This is a genomic window from Achromobacter sp. 77, assembly GCF_020541125.1.
GTDB lineage: Bacteria > Pseudomonadota > Gammaproteobacteria > Burkholderiales > Burkholderiaceae_B > Achromobacter > Achromobacter mucicolens.
The window spans coordinates 3,234,670-3,254,757 of the sequence record NZ_CP059848.1 but is presented as its reverse complement, the minus strand read 5'-3'; the positions used below and the strand labels follow the sequence as shown (position 1 = coordinate 3,254,757).

General features: G+C 62.9%; 21 protein-coding genes. 8 read left to right on the top strand and 13 right to left on the bottom strand.

Annotation, left to right across the window (positions count from 1 at the left end; all coding sequences use genetic code 11):
- Positions 1 to 19 precede the first annotated feature (19 nt).
- Positions 20 to 997, bottom strand: a complete 978-nt coding sequence (locus tag H4P35_RS15015) for a tripartite tricarboxylate transporter substrate binding protein (protein ID WP_226846116.1) — start codon at positions 995 to 997, stop codon at positions 20 to 22.
- Entirely contained in the window at positions 994 to 1,770 is a 777-nt protein-coding gene (locus H4P35_RS15010; RefSeq protein ID WP_128828244.1) for an IclR family transcriptional regulator, read from the bottom strand. The genes H4P35_RS15015 and H4P35_RS15010 overlap by 4 nt, the downstream gene beginning before the upstream one ends.
- Positions 1,771 to 1,836: 66 nt before the next feature.
- Between H4P35_RS15010 and H4P35_RS15005 the strand changes: the two genes are divergently transcribed.
- A complete protein-coding gene (locus H4P35_RS15005) occupies positions 1,837 to 2,886 on the top strand; it encodes a cyclase family protein (RefSeq protein ID WP_152384669.1) in 1,050 nt (349 codons plus the stop codon).
- Between the two features lie 7 nt (positions 2,887 to 2,893).
- Here the strand turns inward: H4P35_RS15005 and H4P35_RS15000 are convergent, their stop codons facing one another.
- The 4 genes from H4P35_RS15000 to H4P35_RS14985 all read right to left on the bottom strand — a co-directional run bounded on the left by H4P35_RS15000 (position 2,894) and on the right by H4P35_RS14985 (position 5,647).
- Positions 2,894 to 3,151: a hypothetical protein gene (locus tag H4P35_RS15000; protein ID WP_226846115.1), complete on the bottom strand. Its 258-nt coding sequence runs from the start codon at positions 3,149 to 3,151 to the stop codon at positions 2,894 to 2,896.
- A 67-nt stretch (positions 3,152 to 3,218) separates the two neighbouring features.
- Positions 3,219 to 3,512 (bottom strand): hypothetical protein, encoded by a 294-nt coding sequence (locus tag H4P35_RS14995; RefSeq protein ID WP_062841045.1) that lies wholly within the window; start codon positions 3,510 to 3,512, stop codon positions 3,219 to 3,221.
- Positions 3,513 to 3,629: 117 nt separating this feature from the next.
- Entirely contained in the window at positions 3,630 to 4,595 is a 966-nt protein-coding gene (locus H4P35_RS14990; protein WP_226846114.1) for a 2-hydroxyacid dehydrogenase, read from the bottom strand.
- 56 nt (positions 4,596 to 4,651) lie between these two features.
- On the bottom strand, positions 4,652 to 5,647 hold the full coding sequence (locus tag H4P35_RS14985; RefSeq protein ID WP_056319185.1) for a tripartite tricarboxylate transporter substrate binding protein: 996 nt from the start codon (positions 5,645 to 5,647) through the stop codon (positions 4,652 to 4,654).
- 175 nt (positions 5,648 to 5,822) lie between these two features.
- Between H4P35_RS14985 and H4P35_RS14980 the strand changes: the two genes are divergently transcribed.
- Positions 5,823 to 6,734, top strand: coding sequence for a LysR family transcriptional regulator (locus tag H4P35_RS14980; RefSeq protein ID WP_180098551.1), 912 nt, complete (start codon positions 5,823 to 5,825; stop codon positions 6,732 to 6,734).
- 13 nt (positions 6,735 to 6,747) lie between these two features.
- Here the strand turns inward: H4P35_RS14980 and H4P35_RS14975 are convergent, their stop codons facing one another.
- Positions 6,748 to 7,311, bottom strand: a complete 564-nt coding sequence (locus tag H4P35_RS14975; protein WP_226846113.1) for a DUF4189 domain-containing protein — start codon at positions 7,309 to 7,311, stop codon at positions 6,748 to 6,750.
- Positions 7,312 to 7,349: 38 nt separating this feature from the next.
- Here H4P35_RS14975 and H4P35_RS14970 point away from each other — a divergent pair, with 38 nt between their 5' ends.
- Together H4P35_RS14970 and H4P35_RS14965 are read left to right on the top strand one after the other, a co-directional pair.
- Positions 7,350 to 7,772, top strand: coding sequence for a CopG family transcriptional regulator (locus H4P35_RS14970; protein WP_217617587.1), 423 nt, complete (start codon positions 7,350 to 7,352; stop codon positions 7,770 to 7,772).
- Positions 7,773 to 7,799: 27 nt separating this feature from the next.
- A complete protein-coding gene (locus tag H4P35_RS14965; RefSeq protein WP_226846112.1) occupies positions 7,800 to 8,894 on the top strand; it encodes a PHB depolymerase family esterase in 1,095 nt (364 codons plus the stop codon).
- Positions 8,895 to 8,916: 22 nt separating this feature from the next.
- Here the strand turns inward: H4P35_RS14965 and H4P35_RS14960 are convergent, their stop codons facing one another.
- The 3 genes from H4P35_RS14960 to H4P35_RS14950 form a co-directional block, all read right to left on the bottom strand.
- Positions 8,917 to 9,426: a hypothetical protein gene (locus H4P35_RS14960; RefSeq protein WP_226846111.1), complete on the bottom strand. Its 510-nt coding sequence runs from the start codon at positions 9,424 to 9,426 to the stop codon at positions 8,917 to 8,919.
- A 153-nt stretch (positions 9,427 to 9,579) separates the two neighbouring features.
- Complete coding sequence (locus H4P35_RS14955; RefSeq protein WP_056319205.1) at positions 9,580 to 9,957, bottom strand: DCC1-like thiol-disulfide oxidoreductase family protein; 378 nt, start codon at positions 9,955 to 9,957, stop codon at positions 9,580 to 9,582.
- 135 nt (positions 9,958 to 10,092) lie between these two features.
- Entirely contained in the window at positions 10,093 to 10,713 is a 621-nt protein-coding gene (locus H4P35_RS14950) for a DUF2239 family protein (protein WP_226846110.1), read from the bottom strand.
- 193 nt (positions 10,714 to 10,906) lie between these two features.
- Here H4P35_RS14950 and guaB point away from each other — a divergent pair, with 193 nt between their 5' ends.
- Entirely contained in the window at positions 10,907 to 12,367 is a 1,461-nt protein-coding gene (gene guaB / locus H4P35_RS14945) for an IMP dehydrogenase (protein WP_056319209.1), read from the top strand.
- Between the two features lie 100 nt (positions 12,368 to 12,467).
- On the top strand, positions 12,468 to 14,060 hold the full coding sequence (gene guaA / locus H4P35_RS14940; protein WP_062841038.1) for a glutamine-hydrolyzing GMP synthase: 1,593 nt from the start codon (positions 12,468 to 12,470) through the stop codon (positions 14,058 to 14,060).
- A gap of 1,280 nt (positions 14,061 to 15,340) precedes the next feature.
- On the opposite strand, the gene H4P35_RS14935 is transcribed toward guaA, so the two are convergent.
- On the bottom strand, positions 15,341 to 15,916 hold the full coding sequence (locus H4P35_RS14935; RefSeq protein ID WP_226846109.1) for a C39 family peptidase: 576 nt from the start codon (positions 15,914 to 15,916) through the stop codon (positions 15,341 to 15,343).
- A 137-nt stretch (positions 15,917 to 16,053) separates the two neighbouring features.
- On the bottom strand, positions 16,054 to 16,974 hold the full coding sequence (locus H4P35_RS14930; RefSeq protein WP_226846108.1) for a hypothetical protein: 921 nt from the start codon (positions 16,972 to 16,974) through the stop codon (positions 16,054 to 16,056).
- Positions 16,975 to 17,164: 190 nt separating this feature from the next.
- Here H4P35_RS14930 and H4P35_RS14925 point away from each other — a divergent pair, with 190 nt between their 5' ends.
- Entirely contained in the window at positions 17,165 to 18,301 is a 1,137-nt protein-coding gene (locus tag H4P35_RS14925) for a hypothetical protein (RefSeq protein WP_226846107.1), read from the top strand.
- A gap of 42 nt (positions 18,302 to 18,343) precedes the next feature.
- On the opposite strand, the gene H4P35_RS14920 is transcribed toward H4P35_RS14925, so the two are convergent.
- Positions 18,344 to 19,141: an aminoglycoside adenylyltransferase family protein gene (locus tag H4P35_RS14920; protein ID WP_226846106.1), complete on the bottom strand. Its 798-nt coding sequence runs from the start codon at positions 19,139 to 19,141 to the stop codon at positions 18,344 to 18,346.
- Positions 19,142 to 19,272: 131 nt separating this feature from the next.
- On the opposite strand from H4P35_RS14920, the gene H4P35_RS14915 reads away from it, so the two are divergent.
- On the top strand, positions 19,273 to 20,085 hold the full coding sequence (locus H4P35_RS14915; protein ID WP_226846105.1) for an SDR family NAD(P)-dependent oxidoreductase: 813 nt from the start codon (positions 19,273 to 19,275) through the stop codon (positions 20,083 to 20,085).
- Positions 20,086 to 20,088 lie beyond the last annotated feature (3 nt).

Below are 20,088 nucleotides of genomic sequence, written 5' to 3'. Positions count from 1 at the left end.
CTGGCGCGGGGTGCAACAGTTATTCGGGCTGAATGTTGGCGTCCTTCATCACCTTGATCCAGCGCGCGCTTTCGGCCAGGTTGAAGGCTTCAGCCTCTCGGTAGCTCATCGTGCTGGGCATCGTGCCCTGCGATTTCAGCGCGTCGACCACTTTGGGCGACTTCGAGGCCTGCACCATCGCCGCATTCAGCTTGGCGATGATCGGTTCAGGCGTGTCCTTGGGCACCCACATGCCATACCAGGTGACGATGTCGAAGTCGGGCAGGACGCTTTCGGCGATGGTGGGCACGTTGGGCAAGTCGGCCAGCCGGGCTTTGGTGGTGACGGCCAGGGGGACAACCTTGCCGCTCTGAATCAGGGGCAGGGCGGGGGCAAGCGGCGCATACATCAGATCCACATGGCCGCCGGCAACGTCGGTCAGGGCCGGGCTGCTGCCGCGGTAGCCGACGTGCGAGATGGACGCCTTGGTGGACGAATTGATCAGCTCGCCCGCCAGGTGAGGCAGGGTGGCAACGCCGGGTGATGCGAAGGTCAGCGTGCCGGGCTGCGCGCGGGCATGTTCGATAAGGTCGGCGAAGGTCTTGAACTTGGACGTGGGCGGGACGACGGCCACCATCGGCACCGTGCCCAGCACACCCACCATCCGGAAGTCTTTGATCGGATCGAAGCTCAGGCTCTTGAACTGGGCCGGATAGATGCCCTGGACCGACGGGTTCATCAGCACCGTGTAGCCATCTGCCGGCGCCTTGGCGACCTGCGCGGCGCCAATGGTGCCGCTGGCGCCTGCGCGGGTTTCGATGACCAGCGGCTGGCCCAGGATTTCACCCATTTGCACAGCGACGACGCGGCCGACGACGTCCGTCGGGCCGCCCGCCGCCCACGGCATGATCACGCGGATCGGCTTGTCCGGATAACTGCCCTGGGCCAGCGCCCCGGTGACCGGCATGGCGGCGAGGATGGCCGAGCAGGCCGCGGTAAGAAAGCTGCGCTTGTTCATCTACTGTCTTCTCCTACGAAGGTGAGGTTGGCCGAGGGCAGGGCGGCGTGCATCAGTGCCTTGACCTCTTCCAGCTGTTTTCCAGTGGTGGCTTCGTTCTTGAGCATGCGGCCCAGGGGGCCGGCCACCACGATGGCAAAGGGTTGTTCGTATGCGCGGAATCCGAGGGACATGGACATCACGTCTTCGACGTTCTCGCCGACCGAGCGCTGCCAACCGCGCGCCACGCCCGCCTGCAGATCGCTGTCGAAAGCGGCGCGGGTGGTGATGGTGCGGTCGGTGAAGGCGGTAAATCCGCCGTAGGCCTTGAACCATTTTTGGCGTTCTTCAGGCGACAGCACGGACAGCAGCGCCTTGCCCGAACTGGTGGCGTGGACGGCCTTGAAACCGCCGGGCTGGTGCGAGAAACGGATCGTCTGCTTGGATTCCGCCACGATCAGGTACACCACCTTGTCGTCCGCCAGTTTGGCCAGCAGGGCGGTTTCACCAGTCAGGTCGCGCACCCGTTCCAGCACGGGCTCGATCACGTCATTGAGCGGATCGTTGCGGCAGATCAGGGTAGCGACGTGGATCAGCTTCTGCGTCGGGTAATAGCCATGCTTCTTGCCGATTTCATACAGATAGCCGCGCGCCACCATGGTCTTGAGCAAACCGTGGCAACTGGACAGGGGGATCTGCATCTGCGTGGCGATTTCGCTGTACAGCAATGGCTTCTGCTCCTCGGCAAAGAGGTTCAGCACATCCAGAACTCGAGCTGCAGTTTTCACATCCATGATGATAGTATCCTATACGTGATAAATTTAAGTCAATCCGCTTTCAACGCCAAGGAGTTGCGACGCATGAGATGGAAGAACCGTCCCGAAGGATCGAACTGGGGGGACTTCGGTCCTGACGATCAGCGCGGTTGCCTGAATTACATCACTCCGGACAACGTGCTCAAGGGCATAAGCGAAGTCCGTGCGGGCGTGAGTTTTTGCCTGTCTCTGCCGCTGGACTATCCGGGCGGCAACGGCGTCAACGTCCGTCGCCATCCGCCCAAGCTGCGCCCCACCGAAAGAGACGGCGACCAGTACATGAATTTCCCGCTCGGCCGGTTGCGGCCGGGCTGCGTGGATGTGCTCAGCGACGACATCGTCGAGATGAGCTTGCAGTACTCGACGCAATGGGATTCGCTGGCGCACGTGGGGGCGCTATTCGATGCGAATGGCGACGGCCTGCCCGAGCGTGTCTACTACAACGGCTACCGGCCCAACGATCATGTGGTCGGGCCGGTGGATTACGACGTGGAGAATGGTTTCGCCAAGACAGACCTGGGCCACGGAGCCGCCTCCAACGCCAAGAAGCTGGACATCACGCACCTGGCCGAGTCCTGCCTGCAGAGCCGCGGCGTCATGGTGGATCTGGCCAGGCATTACGGCCGTGCGCAGAAATCGGTGGGCTACGACGACCTGATGCGGATCCTCGAGGCGGACAAGATCGAGATCGAGCAGGGCGACATCGTGCTCTTTCATACGGAATTCGGCGATGCCTTGCTGGAAAAGCAGCGCCAGCCGGACCCGCACACGCTGCATGAAATCTGCGCCGGCCTGGACGGCAGCGACGAGAAACTGCTGCAGTGGATCACGGACGCGAAAGTCGCGGCCATGGCGTCCGACAACCATGCGCTGGAGATTTATCCCACCCAGAAGCCCAATGCCTGCTGCGCGGCGCTGCCGCTGCACCATCACTGCATCTTCAAGCTCGGCATGCCGATAGGCGAGATGTGGTATCTGGGCAAGCTTGCCCGGTGGCTTGAAGCCAACGGCCGAAGCCGCTTCCTGTTGACGGCCCCGCCCTTGAACCTGCCGGGCGCGGTCGGATCGCCGGCCACGCCGGTGGCAACCGTGTAAAACGGCCTCACGCGAGCAAGTTCCGCCCCTTTTCCGTCAGCACCACCACCGCTTCCCCGCGCACCGAGCTTTCGCCCGGCGACATGTCGATCAGGCCATTCGCCGTGGCGTCTTCCCAGGCCGACAGCCGGGGGCAATTGGTGCGCCAGGCCTCCATCGTCTCGGCATACGTGCGCGGCCGGGCGGCGATCCACAGCAGGAATTGCACCAGGTTGCCCATCTGGGACGCGCCGGCCTCGATGTCTATTTCGGGTTTTTCAGTCATGGGCGCCTCCGTTCCTGGATCAGGGATGCGTCTTGACGATACTCTCGTGCCCGCCCGCGCTCCAGTCCTATCTGGGCGCCATCCCCTTGCGCAATCTGTTGGCGGGTTCCATGAGCGCGTCCTTCATGTCGTCGCGCTCCAGCACACAGGGTTCGTGGTGCAGGTCCCGCATGAAATCGTCGTAGAGCTCGCCCGTGATGCCAGCCGGACGCTTGAAATCGCCGGACAACTGGTACGCGCGCAAAAGAATCGAGCGCAGACGCTTGACCTCCCAGAGCAGGGTGATCACATCGGGATTCCAGGGCTGACGCTCGCGGATGAAACGCAGGTCGGCGTGGGAGAGCGGGGTTTTGAACGGCATGGCGGAAAATACTGTTTATATATCCAGTATAGTCCGCCAGCGTCCAAGGAGCGAGTGGGTGTTTTCCCAACTGCGCCCAGAACGGGCCACAGGGAGGTAGCGCAGGTCGCGCTGCGTTCACACCACCCGCGTATGCACCTGGCCTTCGCGGAACCACGAATCCAGATTCGCGCGCATCAGATCCGCCATCGCGCGACGCGTCTCGTGGGTGCCGCTGGCGATGTGCGGCAGCATCACCACGTTATCCATGGCATTCAATTCCGGGGGCGTGGCGGGCTCATGTTCGAACACGTCCAGCCCCGCGCCCGCGATGCGCTTATTCTGCAGCGCCGCCACCAACGCGGCCTCGTCGACCACCGTGCCGCGCGCAATGTTGATCAGCCAGCCGTGGGGGCCCAGCGCCTCCAGCACCTGCGCATTCACCATGTGCCGGGTGGCGCCGCCGCCCGGCACGGCCAGCACCAGGTAATCGCATTGCGCCGCCAGATCCACGATGGTCGGGCAATAGCGATACGACGCGGGCGCGTCGGCGCGGGGTTTGCGGTTGGTGTAAAGAATTTCCATGTCGAAGGCTTGCGCGCGGCGGGCGATCTGCAAGCCGATGTTGCCCAGGCCGACGATGCCGCAGCGCTTGCCGGTCATGCGCGAACCCAGGCCGAATCCTTCGGTGGGCCAGCGGCCCGCGCGCACGAAGCGGTCGGCTTCGGCAATACGGCGCGAGACGGCCAGCATCAGGGCCAACGCGGTGTCGGCCACGCAGGCGTCCAGCACGCCGGGCGTGTTGGTGACGACGACGTTGCGCGCCTTGGCGGCCGCGATGTCGATGGTGTCGTAACCCACGCCAAAGCTGAAGATGCCTTCCAGCGCGGGCAGGGCATCGATCAGTTCCTTCGTCGCGCCAAACCGGCCGCTGGTGGCGATGCCGCGGATGGCGGCGCCGTGCTCACGCAGCAGCGCCGCCTTGTCCTGGGCCTCCCAGAGGCGATGGACGCGGTAGCGCGATTCCAGGTCGGCCACCAGGTCGGGCAGCAGGGGACCGACCATCAGCAGATCGGCGGCGGAAGCGGGAAGGGATGCAGTCATGGATACGGCTTATCTAATTAGAGGAAAAGGCCCGCCGAAGCGGGCCGGGACCGGAATCAATTGGTCTGGATGTTGCGGGACTTGATGATCTGCCCATAACGTTCGCGCTCGCTGGCGGCCAGATCCTGCAGTTCCTTTGGCGTCGAACCATGCGCCACGGCGCCCTGCGATTCCAGCTTGGCCTTGACGGCCGGATCGGCCGCGACGGCGCGGATGGCCTCGGAAAGCTTGTCGATCACGGCCTGCGGCGTGCCGGCAGGCGCCAGCACCGCCGTCCACGAGCCGCTTTGCGCGTTCTTCACGCCAGCTTCGTCGATGGTGGGCACGTCCGGCATGGCGGGCGAGCGCGTCGCACCGGTGACGGCCAGCGCGCGCAGCTTGCCGGCCGTGACGTAGGGCATGGTCTCCAGAACCGACGCGAACAGCATGTCGACGCGGCCGGCCATCAGGTCGGTCATCGCCGGGCCGCCGCCCTTGTAGGGCACGTGCACCAGGTCCACGCCCGTGGCTTGTTGGAAGATTTCGCCGGACAGATGGGGCGCGCCGCCCGTGCCCGAGCTGGCAAACGTGTGCTTGCCCGGCTGGGACTTGGTCAGCGTGACCAGTTCCGCCACGTTCTTGGCCGGCAGGCTGGCGGGCACCACCAGCACAAACGGCAGGTCCGAAAACAGCGATACGGGCGCAAACGCCTTCACCGGGTCGGAATGCAGCTTGTAGATCCAGGGGTTGATCGCCAGCATTCCCGAATTCGCGAACAGCAGCGTGTAGCCGTCGGGCTGCGAGCGGGCCACCAGGTCGGCGGCGATCTGGCCGCCCGCGCCCGGCCGGTTGTCCACCACCACCGACGACGAGAATTTTTCACCCAGGGCCGCGGCCAGCAATCGCGCCGAGATGTCGGTGCCGCCGCCGGGCGAGAAGGGAACGATGAGATTGATCGGGCGTTCCGGATAGCCGGCGGCGCTGGCTGCGTGGGGCACGGCCGCGGTGGCGGCCAGGGCCAGCGCCGCGGCGAGGAGCCGGACGCGAATCCGGGCGGGGTTCTTTGTCTCCATGGATTTTCTCTTTTATGGCGTTGATGGCGGCGAGGCCGCAAAAAATGGTGCTGCGGGTAAGGCTCCTGATGCTTGGCGGACCGGATACGCGGCCCTGCAGGCGAGTATAGGGAGGCCTGTCCATGGATATCCGTTCGAGCTATAAATAGCATCAATCAATTCAAGGATTGAATCGATGGAATTCCGCCAGCTCGAATGCTTCATTGCGGTGGCAGAGGAACTGCATTTCGGCCGCGCCGCCGAACGGCTGTGCATGACGCAGCCCCCGCTATCGCGCCAGATCCAGTTGTTGGAGCAGGATCTAGGCGTCACGCTGTTCGAGCGCAACAGTCGTCAAGTGGTGCTAAGCGCCGCGGGCCGGCGCTTTCTGCGCGATGCACGCCACCTGCTGGAGTTTTCAGCACAGGCGGCCGCCACCGCGCGCCGTACGTCGGGCGGCGAGGCCGGCCACATTACGCTGGGCTTTACTGCCGTGGCGTCGTACCGCCTGATGCCGTCGCTCATCGTGCAGGCGCGCAAGCTGCTGGCGGGCGTGGAGATCCAGCTTCGAGAAACCGTCACCACCGAACTGGCCCGTCTGCTGCTGGCCCATGAGCTGGACGCCATCCTGGCGCGCAGCGTGCCGCAGCAGGCCGGCATCGAATCTCGCCTGGTCGAACGCGAACCGCTGGTCCTGGCGCTTCCCGCCGATTCGCCGTTGTGCGAACACGAGACCGTGCCCCTGCGATTGCTTCAAGGCCAGCCATTCGTGCTGTATTCGCCGCGGGAAGGAAAGTACTTCTATGACCGCATCGTGGGCGCCTTCGGCCTGGCGGACGTGCAGCCGCAGTACGTGCAGCGCGCCGGGCAGACGCATACGCTGCTGGCGCTGGTACGCGCGGGACTGGGCGTGGGCATCGTGCCGGATTCGGCGCGGGAACTGCGCTTTGAAGGCGTGGTGTTCCGGCCCATCGACCAGCGCAATCTGTACGCGGACATGTACCTGGCGTGGCACGCGCAGCACGACAACCCGGCGCTGGATGCGTTCCTGCAGCGCGTGGCAAAACTGGATACCCCGGACGCGGCCCGCCGCGGCGGACAGGGATGAACCCATCGGTTTTCTAGTGGTGGGGCGCGAGGTCCGGCGCAAATTGCATCGCCCCGTTCGCGTCGGCGCGGGCGCCTTGATCCTGCAACTGCTGCGCCTGGGTCGAGCACGCGGTCAGCACCAGCCTGCATTCGGATCCCGTCTTGTCGCGGCACAGGCCCAGAACGTACTCCCCGGTCCGCTGCCCGTCCCACGCACGCTCGCCAATGGCCACGACGTGCTGCGCGCCGTTCGCAGCCACCGCCACGCATTGGTTCTTGAAGCTGGCATACACCGCGCAGGTGGCGTGGGGCTCGTCTTCGCGGCAAGCGGCGAGCGCGCTGCCGCGAGCCGCCGCAGCGGAGCCGTACAGGATCGACGCGTAGTAGCGATACGTTGACGAGACGATCAGGGCGCCATGCAGATCGGGCGGGACCGGCTGTGCGCTGGCTGCGGTGGCGCATGCAGCAAACATGAGCAAGCCCGAAACAAGCCGTCGCGGCATAGGAATCCCCTGGGGTTCAAGACCACAGTAGCGGAGCGGCGCGCGCCTTGCCAGCATCAACGGGACCAGCGCGGATATATCAAGTTGAAACATCCATAGACCATCCAAGTGGATGGTTTATGATTCGATCCATGCCGCCTCGCACCTCACAACTCGCCTCCACCCCCAAACCTGCAGACGAGAAGATCACGATCAACCTGGGTTATGTCGACCTGGGCCAGATCGATCTGCTCGTCCAGGAAGGGTTCTATGCAAACCGTACGGACCTGATCCGAACGGCGATCCGCAATCAACTTGCCACCCATGGCGACGCGGTGCGTCAGGCCGTCAGCCGTAAAACGCTGGTGCTTGGCATCCAGCACTACACCGCCCAGGAGCTGCTGGCGGTTCAAGCCGCGGGCGAAATGCTTCAGATACGGGTGCTGGGCCTGGCGACCATCGCGGCCGATGTCACGCCCGAGCTCGCGCTTGCCACGATCGAATCTCTAACGGTATTGGGGGCGCTGCATGCCAGCCCCGCCGTCAAAGCCGCCTTGCGTCAGCGCATCCGCTGATCGTCCACGCCGCAAAAAGGTCACTCAATGCACCCTGAATTCCAACACCTCATGAACCGCGCCACCCAGCTCACGCAAGCCGGCGATCTGACGGCTGCCACCGCCGCGATCCAGGCCGCGCTGCGCGGCTTGCCGGCCGCTGCCGCGCCGAGCAACGACGATGCCGACGTCATCGACGTTGAGGCCTGGGAGGTTCCCGATTCCGGCCGGGCCTCTGGTGCGGCCCGGCCCGCGTTCAACGAAGCCGCCCCGCCCACGCACACCGCCGCCGTCTCGGGCGATACGTTCACGTCGGGATCATTTCGCAATGCGTCCGGACAGCGCGGCTACAAGCTGTATGTGCCGCCCAACCCAGAGGGCGCGCCGCGTCCTCTGGTTGTCATGCTGCACGGCTGCACCCAGGACGCCGACGATTTCGCGGCGGGCACCGCCATGAACGACGCCGCCCGCGAACAGGGTTTTTACGTGCTGTATCCCGTGCAAGCGCGCGATGCCAATCCCCAGAAGTGCTGGAACTGGTTCAAGCACAACCACCAGCAGCAAGGGCGCGGGGAACCCGCCATCCTGGCGGGCATGACGCGCGAGGTCATGGCCACCCACAACATCGATCCGGCGCGCGTGTATGTCGCCGGACTGTCGGCGGGCGGGGCCATGGCCGCGATCCTGGCCGGCGCCTATCCCGACCTGTATGCGGCGGCCGGCGTGCATTCGGGGTTGGCTGCTGGCGTGGCGTCGGATCTTCCGTCGGCGCTGTCCGCCATGAAGGGCGTGGGCCTGAAGACGGCCGCGCCGGCCAATGCCGGCGTGCCGGTCATCGTCTTTCACGGCGACCGCGATGCCACCGTGCACCCCGGCAATGCCGACAACGTGATCGCGGCCAGCGTGGGGCCCGGCGCGCGCGTTGAAACCGTGCGCGTTCCTGGCGCCGCCAATAAGCGGCACAGCACCCGGCATCTGTACCGCGACGCCACGGGCGACATCGTCGCCGAACGTTGGGATGTTCACGGCGCCGGACATGCCTGGGCGGGTGGATCGGAGCAAGGGTCCTACACGGATCGGTCCGGTCCGGACGCCACGGCCGAGATGCTGCGATTCTTCTTCGTGCGCACCGCAAAGCCGTGACGTGCGATCCTGGCTGTCGGCGCTAAGCCGGCTGGCGAACCGCCACCGGCTTGCCGTAGAGCACCCGCGCGCACAACAGGCCGGCCACCGCAGCGGGCAGGGCGCCCATGACCAACGGGAACCCCAGGGCCGCTAGGGACCGGTCGCGCGCGCCGAACGTCAGCAGGAAGACGAAGGCATACGCCGCGCCGATCAGACCCATGCGCAGGATTGCCAGCCAGGACGGCGCGGCAGGCTTGAGCGCGCCTGCGGTCATCCCGCAAAGCAGCGCCGGTATGCCGCCGAAAAGATAGGCCCACGGCAGCCCATAGAGACCGAACAAGAGCAGCTCCGGATCCTGCGCACCGATGGATATGACGACGGCCATGACCAGCATGCCGACGGCCGGCCCCATAAATGCAAAGATTGCCGCGCCCGCCAGCATGTCGCGGGACATGGCGCGGCCCGAGTCCGCGGGCCGGCGCTGCATGCGGCGATAGACGGCCGCGGCCAGCGTGCATGCGAGAAGCAGGGCGCCAATAAGGTAGATCATCAGGTCAGTTCCGGATTGATTGGATAAAACGGCGGGGCGGGCAAGCGTCCTGCCAGCAAAGCGCCGTTGCGAGGCCCGCGGCCAGCAGGCGTGGCCTTAGGGCGCGTAGCGTGTGCGAGTTGCGCGAGTTGCCTGGGTTGCGCGGCGCACGCATCAAGGCATTTTCTTCTTGCCCAGCAAGGCCAACGTCAGGCTGCGGCCCGTGCGCATGAACGGATATAGCGCCTTGGACAGGCAGGCGTTGCTGAAGATGGTGGCGTTCAGGCGGTTGAACACATCGCTGCCGGTACTGAGTAACGCCAGCCGGTGGATCGCGTCGGCGCCCCAGTAATCGCGGCCATCCAGATGCAGGAGCATGCCCTGATTCAGGTCGTAGCCTTGCGCCCGATGGTGCGCGGCCAGCTCGGGATGGTCGCGCATGTTCAGCAGGGCGATGGGCCCGGCGGCCTTGCGTAGCCGCATCATCCGCACGTAGTTTGAGCAGAAGGGGCAATCGCCGTCGTAGAGGAGGTAGTTTTCGTCGGACTGCATGGTCGGGATCCGTCGGGTGTTCCGGGAACATACCTCATAAATCCAGCGGGATGGTTGCGGGGCACGCCTTCGGCTTGCGCTGTAGTCTGCCGCGCGCGGCGGCGCCCATTGGCGCCGGGCAGCCCGCGGCCGGATTCAAACATCTTCGGCTGGCGCTTGGGCAGCGTCCCACGCCAGCGCCATCGCATAGCGCCGCACGTCGTGCGGCCATTGCCCCAAATGCCGCGCGTAGGCGTCGCGATCGTTCGCGTAGAGCGCGCGCGTGGCTTCCTCGAAACCAGGCAGGTTGCCCGCGACACTGGTCATGAACCGGTACGCCGCCTCCTGGCGATGGCGTCGCGCGTCCTGCGCCTCGTTGTCGCGGCGGGCCTGCTCCACCAGTTTGCGCAGTGCCACCGAAGCGCCGCCTGGCTGGGCGGACAGCCAATCCCAATGACGCGGCAAGAGGGTCACCTCTCGCGGCACCACGCCCAGTTTCGGGCGGCCCCGGCCGCGCGGCGCCTCGTCGGGCGGCGTGTCTTGAACCACGGGGGCGGCAGTGTCCGTCCGGGCATACCGGTCAGCGATCTGCGCATCATCACCGCTTACGTCCAGATCGACCTGCTTGCCTGTCGAATCCTGGAACACCAGCACGGCGTCATTACGGCGCGCGGCCAGCGCCTGCTTGACCGCCAGCGCGACGTCGGCCAGCGAGCCCGCCGCCAACAGCCGATGGCCTTCGAAGGCGGTATGAGAGTCAGAAGGGTTTGGAATCATTTTTTTGTCCGGGTAAATTTATGGGTGGGATTATTACCCCGTCAAAATTCCCTGTCAATATGACCCGGGTAAAAATAAGTCACTCAGGTTGTCGTGTCGTTGCGGTGTCATAAATATCCACCTCGACCTATGGTTAACACCTAGTCAAATCAGACTGGCGGCGTATAATCTCGCTTTGCGCCCGGAGTTACCCATGCGTCTCGTACAAAAAGCGCTCACCTTCGACGATGTGTTGTTGGTGCCTGCGTATTCCGAGGTGTTGCCGCGCGACACCTCCCTGGCCACGCGCCTGACTCGCAACATCAGCCTGAATATTCCCCTCGTGTCCGCCGCCATGGACACCGTCACCGAATCGCGTTTGGCCATCGCCATGGCGCAAGAGGGTGGCATCGGGATCATCCACAAGAATCTCTCCGCCGACGCCCAAGCGCGTGAAGTGGCTCGCGTCAAGCGCCACGAATTCGGCATCGTGATCGATCCGGTCACCGTCACCCCCCAGATGAAAGTGCGCGACGCCATTGCGTTGCAGCGCCAGCATGGCATCTCGGGCCTGCCGGTCGTCGAAGGCCGCAAGCTGGTCGGCATCGTCACCAACCGCGATCTGCGTTTCGAAGAAAACCTGGATCAGCCCCTGCGCAACATCATGACGCCGCAGGAACGCCTGGTCACCATGAAGGAAGGCGCCACGCTCGAAGAAGCGCAGGCCCTGATGCACAAGCACCGTCTGGAACGCGTGCTGATCGTGAACGACGGCTTTGAACTGCGTGGCCTGGCCACCGTCAAGGACATCGTCAAGAACACCGAGCACCCGATGGCCAGCAAGGACGGCCAAGGCCAGCTGCGCGTTGGCGCGGCCGTGGGCGTGGGCGGCAACACCGAAGAACGCGTGGAAAAGCTGGTCGCCGCCGGCGTCGACGTCCTTATCGTCGACACCGCGCACGGCCACTCCAAGGGCGTGCTCGAAGGCGTGCGCTGGGTCAAGCAGAACTACCCCAAGGTTGAAGTCATCGGCGGCAACATCGCCACCGCAGCCGCCGCGCGCGCGCTGGTCGAATACGGCGCCGACGGCGTCAAGGTCGGCATCGGCCCTGGCTCCATCTGCACCACGCGTATCGTGGCCGGCGTTGGCGTGCCGCAAATCCATGCCATCTCGCAAGTCGCCAAGGCGCTGGAAGGCACGGGCGTTCCGCTCATCGCCGACGGCGGCATCCGCTACTCGGGCGACGTCGCCAAGGCGCTGGCCGCCGGCGCGTTCTCGTGCATGATGGGCGGCATGTTCGCCGGCACCGAAGAAGCCCCCGGCGAAGTCGTGCTGTTCCAAGGCCGGTCGTACAAGTCGTACCGCGGCATGGGCAGCCTGGGCGCCATGACGGAAGGCTCGGCCGACCGCTACTTCCAGGACCCGGCCAACAACGCCGACAAGCTGGTCCCCGAAGGCATCGAAGGCCGCGTCCCCTACAAGGGCAGCGTGCTCGCCATCATTTACCAACTGGTCGGCGGCATCCGCGCCTCCATGGGCTACTGCGGCGCCGCCACCATCGACGACATGCGCACCAAGGCCGAGTTCGTGGAGATCACCTCCGCGGGCGTTCGCGAGTCCCACGTGCACGACGTGCAGATCACCAAGGAAGCGCCCAACTACCGCGCCGACTGATCCGCACAGTCAACTACAATGTCATGCATCACGCACCGGCAGAACCGCAACGATCAGCGGGTCTGCCGGTGCGGTTTTATTTCCAACGGGTAGAGTCTCCATGCACCAGCGCATTCTTATCCTCGACTACGGTTCGCAAGTCACGCAGCTGATCGCCCGCCGCGTCCGCGAGGCCGGCGTCTATTCCGAAGTCCACCCTGGCGACGTCGACGACGCCTTCGTGCGCGAACAGATGGCGCAGGGTCTGAAGGGCATCATCCTGTCCGGCAGCCACGCTTCGGCCTACGAAGAGGGCTCCATGCGCGTCCCGCACGCCGTGTTTGAGCTGGGCGTGCCCGTGCTGGGCATCTGCTACGGCATGCAGTCCATGGCGCAGCAACTGGGTGGCGTGGTCAGCTTCTCCGACCACCGCGAATTCGGCTACGCCGAGGTCCGCGCCCATGGCCACACCAAGCTGCTGGAAGGCCTGGAAGACTTCAGCACGCCCGAAGGCCACGGCATGCTCAAGGTCTGGATGAGCCACGGCGACAAGGTCACCGAGCTGCCCCCGGGCTTCAAGCTGATGGCGTCCACGCCGTCCTGCCCGATCGCCGGCATGGCCGACGAAGACCGCCGCTTCTACGCCGTCCAATTCCACCCCGAAGTCACGCACACCGTTCAGGGCAAGGCCATGCTGGCCCGCTTCGTGAACGAGATCTGCGAGTGCTCGGGCGACTGGAACATGCCCGACTACGTGTCTGAGGCCGTCGCCCGCATCCGCGAGCAGGTCGGCACCGACGAAGTCATCCTCGGCCTGTCCGGCGGCGTGGACTCATCGGTTGCCGCCGCGCTGATCCACAAGGCCATCGGCGACCAGCTCACCTGCGTCTTCGTCGACCACGGCCTCTTGCGCCTGGACGAAGGCAAGCAGGTCATGCAGACCTTTGCCGAAAACATGGGCGTGAAGATCATTCACGTCGACGCCACCGCGCAATTCATGGGCAAGCTGGCCGGCGTTGCCGACCCCGAAGCCAAGCGCAAGATCATCGGCCGCGAATTCGTCGAAGTCTTCCAGGAACAAGCCGGAAAGCAAAAGAGCGCCAAGTGGCTGGCCCAGGGCACGATCTACCCCGACGTCATCGAATCCGCCGGCGCCAAGACGGGCAAGGCCACCTCCATCAAGTCGCACCACAACGTGGGCGGCCTGCCGGACACGCTGAACCTGCAACTGCTTGAACCCCTGCGCGAACTCTTCAAGGACGAAGTCCGCGAACTGGGCGTGGCACTGGGCCTGCCGCCGCAGATGGTTTACCGCCACCCGTTCCCCGGTCCGGGCCTGGGCGTGCGCATCCTGGGCGAAGTCAAGCATGAATACGCCGAACTGCTGCGCCGTGCTGACGCGATCTTCATCGAAGAACTGCGCAACACCAAGGACGAGGCCAGCGGCCTGACCTGGTACGAACTGACCTCGCAGGCATTTGCCGTGTTCCTGCCGGTGAAGTCGGTGGGCGTCATGGGCGATGGCCGCACGTACGAGTACGTGGTTGCGCTGCGTGCGGTGCAGACGTTCGACTTCATGACCGCTGATTGGGCACCGCTGCCGCATCCGCTGCTGGCTCGCGTTTCGTCGCGAATCATCAATGAAGTGCGCGGGATTAATCGGGTGGTGTACGACGTGTCGAGCAAGCCGCCGGCGACGATTGAGTGGGAGTGATCCTGCGTCCGTCGTAGACGGGCTTCAAAGTCCGTTGCAACGCCTTCAAGCCCGCGTAAAAGCGGGCTTGTCCTTTTTTTGGGTTGGCTTGAGCCCTCGGGGCCATGCGGGACGGAACACTGGGTGGGATGCTGCCGTAAGCAGGCAAAGACCGGGGCGTTCCGCGACAAGTTCGAGCGCGCCAAGATGCAGCTTGATCGACGATAAGGTCAGACAACGGCTTGGAATCCGTCGCGAACCTGAATTTCGGCCAACGAAGGAGAGAGTTTCGCGTCGATCAAAACACTATCTTTGGCGTGACCACCCCCAACGTAGCGCAAAGAAGGCTATGGTGATCACGGATGCTGTCACGCCTCCGGACAGCAGGCTCTTTTCCAGAGGCAGCGCTCGCGCATAAAAACAAACTAAGTACACCGAAACGAAGCACATCAGAAATATCGCAATTGCTATACGGCGTGCGTTTAATCGAGGGTATTTGGAGCATTTTCTTGCGGCTGCAGAAGCAACGAATATCAGAACGGTGTTCGTAGCAATAATGTACAGGTCGTCGTTGGGCATTTGGAGTATTTTTCCGCGCGTCATTAAGGCAGGGCCGATCCTGACCCTGCATGACATACAGCGCCCTGTAATGTCACGGGCACCTTGTCGACGCATCAGCGATGGGTCAGAGATTAGGGGTGTTCTCCGAAGTTTCTTGGCCTAAGAACGCCGTCCTTATAAATGCAGCGGATGGGGTCGCATCCGCCACCTATCCCGAATGCGGCATGAGGATATTGTGGGGAAACGGTGATGGGGCCACGGTCCATGACACCAATTGCTGCGCTTGTGCCCACACCGATGCCCCCCTGAATCACTGCCGTGCCTGCCGCGCCTAGCCCGAGCCCTGGAACCAGTCCCGCAGTTGCGCCTCCCGCGGCGGCAAGCAGGGCGCCTGACACCGTAGGGGTATTCCCCGAGGCCAATGATCCCCCTACGTACGCTGCGGCTCCTGCGGCGCCACTAATGACCGGCACTAACATTGGACCTACGGCGCCTCTGTAGGCTTCTTGCTCTTCGGCGCTCAAGACGTGCAAGTTGACTTGCTCGCTAGTAAAACTGTCAGACCAGTCAGGGTTGGTGTGCCCGGAGGCAAACGCTGAGGCGGATGTTAGGCATACCAAAGCGACGAATCCGTAACTGCGAAATGCAGGTTCATTCATTGAATTCTCCAAAGTGGGAACGGGGCAAGGCCCCGCTCATACAGCTTTCAATGCAAGCAGGGAAATTGGCTTTAACGTGTTTCATGGGCGCTTATTCAACACGTGCGGGGAATAACGACGTGTCGGACCGCGAAGAAGGATGGGTGACTCGGCTCGACGGAAATAGTCATGCTTCCTGTGGTTCGGATCCTCCCTATCGATAGAATCAACAGTTTTACGGACGATCAACGCTATGCCCTGGGCAGTTTCCGACGTATTACCTGGAATGCTCCACCTGCGCCGGAAGTCGTTGAGGGAGTAAGTTCTATTTCCCAAGGATGGATCAGCAACCGAAACGCTCGCGTATCCAAGCCTTCTCAGAACAACGAAGTGTCCTACTGTGGTCTTGGCTCGTCGCGGTTGCATAAAAAGGATGGCTGGTGCGGTCAGTTGCTGTAGCGTTGCCAGGTCCAGACGAACTGCGGCAGATTCATATCCCAAGGCGTTCAGAGCATTGACCATATCCGCCAAGGAGTACGGACGATGCACCGAAGGCAACAGTTTGAGCACCGTCATCTCATCCACGGGATCCAAGAAGTGGGAGGTCAGCAATGTTGCAATGGAAGCCGCTCCGCACGAGAAGTCGAATTGCTGTCGAACGACCCCCTCGTCGCGCATGCTCTTCCACGAGACGCGAAGGCGATTTCTTTCGCTTTCTGTGTCGGAAGCGAGGGTTGTAGGGGGAAAAAGCAAGAATGCGTGGATCAGGATCCAACAGGGTTTGAATGACCTGTTCATAAACGGGCAGTCCACGGTCAGTTCTTGTAAGTGAAGCTGATTTGCGCGGTGCTATTGGGCGCGAGTCCTGCCAAGCCCGTCCAATAATTGCCGTGAACCGTCAGCTTTTCGCTGAATGCGTAGCCCACTCCTAAGGAAAGTCTCGTCTGACTTCGATTGAGATCCAACTTGTTTCCATTAAAGCGATCTGCCAATTGGTGGGAAAACTCTAGTCCAGAAGAAAGCGTCGTACGGTCATTCGCCAAGAATGAGATGCCAGGCGAGAGCGAAAAGAGAGCTCCGCGCCTATAGCTGCCGTCTGCGAACTTGACATCCCGCGCGAGCGTTGCGGATCCGGCCAACGAAAAGACGACAGGGTCGTCCACCACGTAGCCGCCCATGCCCAGGGTGAAGGTATGAAAATTGATGTTTTTCGGACGGTATGGTCTGAGAGAAACTCGGTCGACGAGGCCGATCGTGGCGAACGCAAAAGCGCTGGATTGCGCACCTTGATAAAGCCGTGTGGCACCGTTTATCGATACCGAGTTGAATGACAACTCTTGCTCTGTAGTTGATGAGCCAGATTCGCTCGCATAGCTGCGAGTCTGGGTCCATGCCCCTGTAGCACGTACGCCAATCTCAGTGGAATCGGTAAGTCCATAGCGAACGCCCAGCATGGCAATGAATCGGTCAGCTTGCTGATGAACTTCATCAACACTGCTCAAAATAGGAATCATGTAGGTGGGGGTGATACTCAGGAATCCCCCTCGGTATCCCGCCGCAGACTTTGAGGAGCTGCTTATATAGGTCAGATTGCCGTCAAGCTGCATCTGACCTGCATCGGAAACGAATTCGTCGATGATCCACACCGGAGCCTTGACTTCCGCGTGCCCTTGAATCGGCGAAACCGTCAGAATTAGGGCACCAATTGTCAGCAAAGCGCTCTGCTTTTTCTCCATGCTTCCCCCCCGTTTTGAGCCGATGAATGAGAGGGAGATTAAGTGGTAATGAGAAGTGATTCGTATCAGAAAATTCTGATTTTGATCTGGCAATCCGGGGCAAAGCCCCTACGCTGACTTTTTTATTGGTGACCGACCATTGATATACTCCCCGGGGCTTAGTTGACCACCAGCCCACAGGAGATATCGGATGCGCTTAAAGGCCCTTGCACTTGGCTTGATGACTGTTTGCGGTACGTCGATGGCAGCACAGGACAGCACGCAAACCTTGCAACAGGCCTTGAAGCAAGTACCGCAGGTGGTGTTGAGTGCCCCTGAAGCGATACAGATATCCTTCCTTGATATGCAGGCGTGGCGCGGCCTTGAAAAAGATGGGCCCACCGCCGATGCGATGCGCCGGTTGTCTATCGCGCAGGCGATCACGGCGCTGCAATCCATGGGCTACGGTCTGGATAAATGGTCCGACAGCGCGCATATTCCTCTCAATGATTTGTCCTATTTCGCAGGCTTTGGCCAGTCGCCCAGCAATGTCACCTACTGGGGGCTGAGGGACAAACAATCGGCGGCAAAGTTTGCCGATCGTCTGAAGCAGGCAGACTTCAAGCCCGTGGACGGCGATGTGGCCGGATTGATGGCAAACGGCGAGCCCAATAAACCCGATCTGACCAAAGCCACCGGGCAGCAGCCTTGGCGGGGCACGATGGGTATGCCGACGTTTGTCTTGCCGCTTGATACGGCGTTGGTGCAGGCGGCGGCGCCCTCGGGCATGAAGGCGTTGTCTCAGCCCAAGCCTTCCGTTGCGGACAGCGAGATCGTGAAGGCTTCCATTGCCGGCCTGAAGGACTCCGTACCTTCGGATGGCGGGCGGATCGTGCAGGCGGCTGTCATCTCGCCGGTCTTTGGCTTGCAAGGGGTGGATCCGGCAAAGGTGTTGATGTCATCGCCGGCCGACTTGGAGGGTGCGAAGCAGAAGCTTCAAGCAGCTGCGGCATCCAGCAACGAAGGCATTCCGCCTTACTTTGGCGGCATCATTGCGGACGTGCAGGTCAAGGACGTGCCTGCGGTGGTGCTATCGCTGTCCTACTCGGATTGCGGCGTTGCGCAGCAGGCGGTCGATGGGGTTGCCGCGGCCTGGAAAAAAGCCATGGCGGCGACGGTGCAAGCCGATGTGAAGGGGCACACCGTTCAGGCGGGCAAGCTGTGCGCGGCCGTGGTCAGCCTGACGGCGCCGAAGGCGGAGAACGCGGGCAACCCGATTCTGAGCCAGATCATGAACCGGTACATGCAGCGCGACCCGTCGGTGCTGCAGATCGGTATGGCGCGCTAAGTCAACCAAGCCGGCTGATGCCGGCTTTTTTACATCCGCCGCTCAACCAGCGGCGCAAGTCCTTTCAACAGCGCGGCGCGCGTAAGCGATGAACGCGGCCGTTTCCCTTGCGTGCCGTTCCGCCAGATCGTCCGTGGCTCGTCCAAGGTAGATCGCGTGCGCCTTGCTGAGGATCGGCCGATGGGGTGGGTCGATCCTTTCCAGCAACCACGTCGCCGCGTCTGACTTTGATGCGATTTCCCCCGTCACAGCCGTGTACCAGATGCGCGCCAGCGCCAGGATGATGTTTCGCTCTTCGTCCGCCCAGTCCTCTGGATGGTTCCATTGGGCGACGGTGTCCAGCAGTGCGCGTGTCAGATCCTGGCGCGGTACGGCGTAAAGGATCTGATCGGCAGGCGGACCGACGACTGGGATGCTGTGGCCCAACACCTTTGTCAGAACGATGGCGAGGTCGTGGTCCTGCATGGGCGGCTCCACGATGCCCGCCAGCAAATCCTCGCGCAGCCATTCGCCAAACTGAAGCTCTCGCCGGGCCGGGTGACGCCAAGGTACGGCGTGCTGAAGCGTCATCACGGTGACTTCAAGCGCGCGCAAACTGGGCGACTGGCCCGGCGGTGCGGAGACCGTCAGTAGTTCCAGCGCCAAAGCATGGAGCGTTGCCGTGTCGGGAGGCTCAGTCACGGTGGCGAGCAGGTCGATATCGCTGTGAGGTTGCAACCCGCCGGCGACCGCAGAGCCAAACAGATGGATGGCGGCAAGGCGGGTTCCGAGATGGCGTTCGATGACGCGTCTGGCGTCATCAATCTGCGCTGCGATGGCGATGGGCGGGGCTTGGATCATGCAAGGATAATAGCCAAGCGTTTGCGCCTTGTGCTGTTGGATGGCCTCCGCGAGCGGTCCGAATCCATTTTGAGCAGTCCGACGGCCGCACCAAGCCAGTCCGTATCCATAACAGTCTTCATCGAAGCTTCATGACCAACTACCCCCAACTATTCAGTCTCCAAGGCAAAACCGCAGTCGTACTCGGCGCCGCTTCCGGCATCGGGCAAGCGTCGGCGCACGCATTGGGTGCGATGGGCGCCTATGTGATGTGCGCGGACCGCGACGAACTTGGCGTGCAAGCCACTGCGCAGCAGATCATCGACGGCGGCGGCGCGGCCGGCTGGATGCAGGCCGATGCGGCCAGCGGCGAGTTCATCGCGCAGTTGGCCGCCAGGGTTTTAACCGAGCAAAAAAAGATAGACATCGCTGTAGCCACACCAGCGCTGAACATCCGCAAGCTCATCGTCGATTACACGGAAGACGAGTTCGACCAGGTGGTGAACCTGAATCTTCGCGGCGCGTTTCACTTCATGCGCCACTTCGGACGGCCGATGATGAAGCAGGGCGCGGGCAGCATGATCCTGTGTTCGTCGATGCGTGCCGTGACGATCGAGCCCGGATTGGGCATTTACGCCGCCACCAAGGCGGGCATCGAGCAGATGGTCAAGGCGTTTGCGGCGGAGGTCGGCCCCTACGGCGTGCGCGTCAATGCGGTGATGCCCAGCATCATCGAGACCCGTCTGACCGAGCCGCTGAAGGAACGTCCCGACATCTACAACACATACGCCGGCCATACGGTGCTGAACCGCTGGGGTCAGCCCTCCGAGGTGGGCGCGGCGGTGGCGTTTCTGGCGTCGGATGCCGCGAGCTATATCTCGGGCAGCAGCCTGGCGGTGGATGCAGGGTGGACGGCAATTGACGGGCCGCCCACGGGGCTGACGCAGACGCGGCCATCTGAATAAGCG